Annotated in this window: 7 protein-coding genes; 2 read left to right on the top strand and 5 right to left on the bottom strand. The window is 48.8% G+C overall.

Annotation, left to right across the window (positions count from 1 at the left end; translation table 11 throughout):
- The 3 genes from tssD to DHN43_RS24850 all read right to left on the bottom strand — a co-directional run.
- Positions 1-238 (bottom strand): type VI secretion system tube protein TssD (tssD, locus tag DHN43_RS24860; protein WP_159096983.1); only part of this gene is annotated, 238 nt, incomplete at its 3' end.
- A 1,221-nt stretch (positions 239-1,459) separates the two neighbouring features.
- On the bottom strand, positions 1,460-1,993 hold the full coding sequence (locus DHN43_RS24855) for a hypothetical protein (protein WP_057461463.1): 534 nt from the start codon (positions 1,991-1,993) through the stop codon (positions 1,460-1,462).
- A gap of 260 nt (positions 1,994-2,253) precedes the next feature.
- The gene (locus DHN43_RS24850; protein ID WP_057461464.1) at positions 2,254-3,708 is read right to left on the bottom strand and encodes an ankyrin repeat domain-containing protein; all 1,455 of its coding nucleotides are present in this window, start codon (positions 3,706-3,708) and stop codon (positions 2,254-2,256) included.
- A gap of 533 nt (positions 3,709-4,241) precedes the next feature.
- On the opposite strand from DHN43_RS24850, the gene DHN43_RS24845 reads away from it, so the two are divergent.
- Both DHN43_RS24845 and DHN43_RS24840 read left to right on the top strand, forming a co-directional pair.
- The gene (locus DHN43_RS24845; protein ID WP_108820450.1) at positions 4,242-4,568 is read left to right on the top strand and encodes a hypothetical protein; all 327 of its coding nucleotides are present in this window, start codon (positions 4,242-4,244) and stop codon (positions 4,566-4,568) included.
- A 56-nt stretch (positions 4,569-4,624) separates the two neighbouring features.
- The gene (locus DHN43_RS24840) at positions 4,625-4,804 is read left to right on the top strand and encodes a YqaE/Pmp3 family membrane protein (RefSeq protein WP_108820451.1); all 180 of its coding nucleotides are present in this window, start codon (positions 4,625-4,627) and stop codon (positions 4,802-4,804) included.
- A gap of 89 nt (positions 4,805-4,893) precedes the next feature.
- On the opposite strand, the gene DHN43_RS27130 is transcribed toward DHN43_RS24840, so the two are convergent.
- Positions 4,894-5,112: a hypothetical protein gene (locus tag DHN43_RS27130; protein WP_159096982.1), complete on the bottom strand. Its 219-nt coding sequence runs from the start codon at positions 5,110-5,112 to the stop codon at positions 4,894-4,896.
- A gap of 229 nt (positions 5,113-5,341) precedes the next feature.
- Entirely contained in the window at positions 5,342-5,593 is a 252-nt protein-coding gene (locus DHN43_RS24830; protein WP_108820448.1) for a hypothetical protein, read from the bottom strand.
- Positions 5,594-6,000: the final 407 nt, after the last annotated feature.

Raw genomic sequence — 6,000 nt, 5'->3', positions numbered from 1 at the left:
GCGGGATGGACTTGTTCATGGAGCAGGTGAACTTGAACGGAGTGTGCACGCGCTGACCAGCTGGCTGGCCGGACTGGATATCACGAGGAATGATGACAGTGTGATCAATGGCCTGCACCATGATCTCGTCTTCATGGCCTTCCTGCCACACGTTACCGACGGAATCTTCAGTAAACGCGCCTTGAGTGATTGGACCCTGAGTTGACCCTTCAATGGTGATATAAGCGGGTGTTGGCATAGTATGCTCCTGGTGAGCGCCCTCCGTATGCGGATAGACGCAGCAAAACAAATAAATGAACCCCATTTGATGAGAATGGGCCACAGCCCCAGACCCCAGTCTGCGACAGCGTGCCAACACAAATGCAACTTGCATGCCAACTTGACGAAACCAGCATCCAAGAATGAACGGAAACATATTTAACCCTTGAAATATCAATAGAAATTAATTTCAAATCATGTGTAAAATCACTCACGGCGCGGTGCTGTAAATTAAATACCGCTGCGTAAAGTTGGGCCAAAAATGGCCCCGAAAGTTACCGAGATCTAAGCAAATCAGCTATATTATTGATAAACCTGAGAAGTCGGTGAGCCGTTTTAGGCCCAGCTTGGGCCGTTTTTGGCCCGTCATTGAAATGTAAGGGATATTTGGAACAATCCTTCAATGGGGGTGTTCATGATACGTGTAATTTTTTCCAAGCGTGCCTTAGGCTCGCTCTAACGTTCAAAGAAACGTTGAATTTCTTGAACTCATCACCTTCGATCACTAGTTTACAAAGCCCTGAAGATTTCGGTTCAGATAACTGGTCTCCTTAATCAAAGTTCAGAATTCAGGTGTCTCGATGAGTTTACTGAACGATTTGGAAGGACGGAGGCTTGATTTCGAGCAGGTGGAATTTTTTACATATATCCTGAACATACCCCGTTTAGTGCAATATCCGTCTCGTCTCATGCGTTCGGCATCCTTCCCCTGAAAACCAGACCACCGATGGGGGAGAAAAAAATCAAATCATCAATAGATTTCAATGCCTTGACTGAAATCCTATATCGCATTCAGTACCTTTGCGGGGACGGACCCCTCATAGAAAAATACGGGAGAATGGGCTAGCAGAAGCGATACGGGCGGCGCTCACGAGGGGAGACACTCATGGGGTGCTACAAACAAGCCATCGGGGCCACACTGCAGGCCCGTAGCCTTAAAAAACAGAAGACGGAGGCAAAGATCGATGTCGCCGTCCTCAACAAAATGCACGCCCTCGGACATCCTGTCTTCGAGCGTACCAGTGTGCCCTGAGTTCAACGGGTAAGGGCGTGCAGTAAGTTGACTTGTATTTACGCAACACGGCCTGCATACACGGCAAAGGCAGGTTTATGCAACAACGCCAAGCCGCTATGCTCGACGCCTAAAATCCATCCGCAAAAAACAAGTGCCGCCAAATTCAGGTTAAATTGATAGCGCCGTCTATGATGCGTGCTCGGTCAAACCAAGCACCTGGCGCAGCGCGACGATATAATTCGAAGTGTGTGCGGGTCTTTTCGGACAAGCGGCAAATACGGTGTAAATCATTTGGATGAGATGCTGCTGCTCGGCAGCAGACAACCGATCCCTCAACATCTCTCCCAGAACCTGAACAACATCCAAGGTGCGCGATGTCTTGCGTTGCAGACGCTTACCTTCTGCAACAGCTGCACTGGCTTCATCCGGGTTGGTGATTTCACAGAGCACTTGATGCAACTTTATCTCCACGTTCCGGGGGACCTCCTTCCCTTCGGATATAATCGAAAGGATCAATGTTGACGCAGCTGTGACAGGGTCGCTTATATGCAGCATTGGCGCTACCGAACTGCGATGTGTCTGCTGATCAGCGCGCAGACGTCTGGCTGTCTTCGACACAGCTTCAGAGACTTCCCGCCCCGCTTTACTCATCTGTTTAATTCGGTACCACCAAAGGCAAGCGGCGCTCAAAACACCGACAATCAAAATAAGGATATGCATGAAATTCTCTGTTTCAAATTGTATGTCCGTCGTCAAAGATAGCTGGACAAAATTAGCTTTCGAATATCGGAGTGTTTGACCCTGTTATGTATTAATATAATGCGGCTTGTGCGTGGTAGCGCAAGCGGCGGCTTTAAAGAGTTTTACGTTTAATCGTCTGTCGTTTTTCCTGGATCTGTTTGTCCGGCGTTGTTGGGGTTGTAAGCCGGAACCGCCGAAACTTCTGTAACCTATTTTAAATTGGCGACCGGTCCCAGATTTTACCTGTCCGTAAGAGGGTCGATCAGCGGACGACTTGCCAGTAAATTAACATCAGCACCAGCCCCTGCGAGAATGCGAACTTTCCTACCTGTCCTTGCTGTGTGAAGAGGTGTCTTACCATAGTCATCGCGTGCATTCGGATTCGCGCCATATGCAAGCAGAACTTCAGCCGTCTTTTCATCTCCCCATGCCAGCATGGTTATGCCATTATCCCAGGGAGCATCGGGATCAGCGCCAGCAGCCAGAAGTGTGCGAAGAAAAATCAAGTATTCTTCATAGCTGATATGCGCGTTGAGCTTTCGTTTAAGCTCTGTTTCTTTCAAATCAGACCAAAGCGTTCCGTAGGTCTTATTTATTTGCTGCCTATATTCAGAGCGCGTTTTCAGAGCTATCTGGCGTCGTGTAACGACCAGATCATGCAGGGGGAAATAACGCTGGTGCTTCCATCCATCAACACGTGCTCCCTTCGCAATAAGCCATCGCACGGTTGCCAGAGAGCTTTCTTTTACTGCGTCATTTAAAGGTAAGCGGCGGGTGTTGAGTATAGCCCCTGCCCCCAGCAAAATCTCAAGCATATCAAGGTTGCTGTTTCGAACCGCATACGTGATTGCCGTTGAGAATTCATGGTCCCATAAAAAGTTCCCGGATATCCAGTCACTGCCGGGAACACAATCAGGATGGGCGCCTAAGCGAAGGGCCCGTTTAACCCCAGAAACTGAATTGGCGCGCGCAGATTCCAGCAGGGCTCTGTCTGCTGGAGTTGTTTCGACAACCGCTTGGGGAGGTTCATCCGGGCCAACATTTTCTGGATCACGCTCAAGCCATTTGATCCACGCCTTGGCCCCTTCACTGTCAGAGCTCAGATAATACCTGTCATTTTGCTGGTTGTCGCCGAAGCGCAACCACGAAGCCCACTCCGTACCAGCAAAACCAAGTTTTGACATTTCAGTTATGAAACTAAAAAAATCTGGGGCAAGCGCTAACCCATGCAACATCTCCAGTTCATGCGAAAAGTACCGGACAGGTTGCTTTTGCGGGTCGGGATCAGACACATCAATGGTAACAATGTCTCCATTCTTCAAATAATAGAACGGGAACTGGTTCTCCCACATCTCAGGAAAGTTAGGAGCTTCTGAGATACTCTCAGATGCTACCTGGCTTTTCAGGGCGACAAAATTCGGCAGGGCATAGCTATTGATATGTGACAGATCCCAAACAGCATCACGATTAAAACTCATTTGCGGCATATCCAACCTGCCAAAAGAGCTAAGATGATTTGGCGTGTACCACCCAAAGGTCACGCAGCCAGATAGCTGGGTTAGCACCGCACGAAGCTGCGACGGGAACAGCATTTGATATCGACTCTCCACGATGGCTAATGCTTCAGGAGCAACAGGTGGAGCAATATCAAGCGTGGTAACTTCCCATTGGCGTTTCCGGGCGGTTTCTTGCATCCTCCGCCAATTGGAATGCCAATCCTTCCAAAGCGTTCGCAGATCAGTTTGGGGGCCAGAGCATCCTCCCAGCAACTTAGAAGCTGCGCAGGCTAAAACTCCATTTATAAGAAACTGCCGCCGGCTTGTGCTTCTCCAAAAACCTGCATCAAGGGTTTTGCTAGAATTCTTAGGAACCATTAAAGCCTCAATGTAAGTGACAGGATTATTGGCGAGGCCAAACAGAAATAACTAAAGAATATAGCAGACCAGCAATTCTTGTAATCAGTCTCATGGCTAACCTGATCAAGCTGAGCTTTTAGTCACCGTTGCCAAAGGTCAGGTTTCAGTTTCCGGGGATCTTGGACAGGTAAAGTTATTTCTCTTTCACTCAGACACAGTCGGGACTGGCCAGCTCAATCTGAATCTGCGTGAGCCCGTTAAGGCGTTCAGTTGCCGAGACCCCTGTGACCAGCAATCCGGCCTCCGGCTACGCAGGAGCGGCAAAGGTAAAGGCGAGATCCTGCTCCTGAATGAGCTGCGGGATTTGTGTAATGGCATTCATGAAAAACTCACTGGCAAATGAAAAACGAAGAAACTGCAATAAAAGAACACATGATCAATCTTACCTCAAGGCAAGTGTCTTGAGCGAAACTGGTCTGAACCTGAGCTGTATCGTGCTTCAGGGAGGATCTTGGCCCGAAGAACCAGCTTCGATGAAATCGGCTCATAAAGATCAAGAACCAAGCAAATCTGGCCGCTCTGTGCTGCGCGTCCTGATGAAGAAAAGACTTGGAACGAGCAGTTCAAATGCGCAATACATCAGTGTTTACAAATCCATGGCTCAGCCATGTTTGCGGATAAAGGCGCTGATCTCATGACCGCGCAAGACTGCGCCAGGTGGAGTTATCTTTTCATTCCTGCGGAGATTTCATTTATGCGTTTAATTCTGACTCTTGTGCTTCCCTTTGTTGTGTTCTTCACAATCAACCGCCCGTTTCAGGGGATCTTTTGCCTGTTGCTTCAGATCACCGTGATTGGCTGGATACCAGCGGCCATTTGGGCCGTGTATGCACTGGGGCAATATAAGACCGACAAGAAAATCAGGACTATGTAGCGCTCCAACTGAGCATCACCAATACGGTTGATACAGCACAAATGAAAAGCGGCCTGCTATGAACAGACCGCTTTGATAACAATGTCAGGTCAATGCAAATTTAAGTCGGGCGGCGAGAACCTGGCCCACATTCTTGCTTTGTTGCCACTGCCAAACCCCACACCGTTTTCGTCCCAGATTTCGCCGTCAATATTGATGTAACCGTATACTGGGAATTCCTCACAGCCATTTGCGACCCAAAATAGGACTTTATCGCCCTTGTTGTAAGTATCCATTGTACGCCAATTGAGCGTTGTTTGAATGCTCATATCAATCACCAAATATTTAGAAATGAAATTAGTTGGAAAGTTCCTCCAAGAGGCTATTGAGCAGCGAAATAACTGACTGCTTATCGTCCTGATCGCAGATATGCTCTGCCACATGGGGCCTGATTTGAGCCTGCGGATTATCCGATATTGCGACCAAAGCATAAGCCAGCTCCTCAGTGTCGCCCTGAAGCTGTTCGCCTACTGCAGAACCGTGACATTAACTTCAAAATTATGCCTCTTCGTCCTCATCAATAACATCGACTTTATCAATTGAGAACGCTTCCAAAGCGTGTTCCATCGCTGTCTCAACCAGTCCCATTTCAGGTTCATAGGATCTGTAGGATGCATAGGCCAGAATGAGCGTAACTGCTGCATGCACTGCTTTGTCCGCATCTGGCGTACCTCTCAGTGCCGTGTAGATCTTTTCTTCAGCCTCGTTTGAGGCTTCTGGGATTAAGGCCAGATGTGTTTGGGTTCCCATAAAACTTGCTCCTTGTATGAGATGAGTTAAGTGTCCACTCCCCTCCCCCTCTGGAAGGTCGTTTCACTTTTCTCGTCATGGAAAGCCGTTCAGTGTGGTCAAGGTCATTCTTTGAATGCCTGCTTGCAGGTTGCCTTGACCATGCTGAAGGGAGACTTAGAGGTCAGCAGATAAAGGAAGCCGCTAAGCGGCTTGCCGCCTTTCTTTGCACGAGGGACAGTCCCCGCATGGCCGAGACAGACAGTGGAGCGCTTTAGGTTGAGTTTTGTCCTTGCTGGCTCGTTAGAGACGGCAGGAGGAAATTATGAGACCTTAAGCGTGGAGGTGTGTGGCTTGGTAAGCGTCAAAGGCGCGTGGACAGGCCCGGTCTGCCATCAGGCAGACGTGCCACTGAGCTATTGTTTCTT

The organism is Pseudovibrio sp. Alg231-02 (genome assembly GCF_900143565.1).
Lineage (GTDB): Bacteria > Pseudomonadota > Alphaproteobacteria > Rhizobiales > Stappiaceae > Pseudovibrio.
Note: the sequence above shows the minus strand (reverse complement) of the source record. Positions and strands in the feature narration are given on the sequence as shown.